This is a genomic window from Streptomyces sp. NPDC048411 (assembly GCF_040704695.1).
In the GTDB taxonomy this organism is placed as follows: Bacteria; Actinomycetota; Actinomycetes; order Streptomycetales; family Streptomycetaceae; genus Streptomyces.
Genome location: NZ_JBEZKL010000308.1, coordinates 1 through 1,358 on the forward strand (window position 1 = coordinate 1; position 1,358 = coordinate 1,358).

A 1,358-nucleotide genomic window follows, 5' to 3' on the forward strand; every position below is an offset into this window, starting at 1 on the left:
GCGCTCACCGGCGGCGAACCGGTTACCGAGTCCACCGTCGTCGCTCCGTTCGCCCTGATCGGGGCCGAGGACCGGGCCAAGCTCCCGGCCGGCCTCACCGACGCCTTCCCGCTGGCGCAGGTGCAGCTCGGCATGCTCGTCGAGATGCTCGCCGACGACGGGCTGAACAAGTACCACAACACCACCACGTTCCGGATCAAGGACGGCCGGCCGTTCGAGGTCGAGGCTCTGCGCAGTGCCGGGCAGGCCGTGGTGGAACGCCACGAGATGCTGAGGGCCTCCTTCGACCTCGAAGGCTTCGAGGTGCCGCTGCAGCTCATCCACGCGCAGGCGGAGATCCCGGTCACCGTGCACGACCTGCGCGGCCGGACGGCCGAGGAGCAGGCCGAAGCACGCCGGGCGCACATCGTCAGCGAGCGGACCAACCCGTTCGACCTGTCCCGTGCCCCGCTGCTGCGGATCTCGGCGCTCGTCGAGTCCGACGAGGCGTGGTGGCTGTCGGTGAGTGTCTGCCACCCGATCACGGAGGGCTGGAGCCACCGCACCCTGCTCAGCGACATCGTCGAGGGCTATCTGCGGCTGCGCGCCGGGGAGACCCTGCCCGTCGTCGAGACCCCCGAGGTCCGGTACGCGGACTTCGTCGCTGCCGAGCTGGCCTCACTCGCCTCGGACGAGGACCGTGACTACTGGCGGCAGATCCTCGCGGACCACGCCACGTTCGAACTCCCCTCGGGCTGGGGGGACGCCGAGCCGGGCGGCCGTGCGCGGACCGTACACGTACCGCTCACCGATCTCACCGCCGGACTGCGCGCCGCGGCCGGCGCCACGGGCACCTCGCTGAAGGCCGTGCTGCACGCGGCGCACCTGAAGGTGATGAGCCAGCTCACCGCCGAGGACGCCTTCTGCACCGGCCTGGTCTCCAGCGGCCGTCCCGAGATGGTGGGCGCCGAGCGGGTCTACGGCATGTACCTCAACACCGTGCCCTTCCCCTACCGGCGCGGTGCGCGGAGCTGGGCCGAGCTGATCCGCCAGGTCTTCGACCAGGAGGGCGCGCTCTGGTCGCACCGCCGCTTCCCGATGCCGGTGATGCAGCGGGAACTGGGCGACGGAACCCGCCTGCTCGACGTCAGGTTCAGCTATCTCGACCTGGCGGACGCCCAGGCGGAGAGCGAGGTCGTCGACACCGAGTCCGGCGATGGCGAGGGGGCGACGGAGTTCGGGCTGGCGGTCGCGGCCAGGGGCAGCGGCCTGCTGCTCACGGTCGACCCGCGGATCCTCGGCCGGGAGGGCGCGGACCGTCTCGCGGCGATGTACCGCGCGGTCCTGGAGTCGATGGCGGCGGTCGCCGTGGGCAGATG

The 1,358-nt window shown here is 71.8% G+C and carries 1 protein-coding gene; it reads left to right on the forward strand.

The genetic code is table 11. The features are described from left to right. Nucleotides 1–1,358: condensation domain-containing protein (locus AB0915_RS39205; protein WP_366696189.1), on the forward strand; the 1,358-nt coding region annotated here is incomplete at both ends.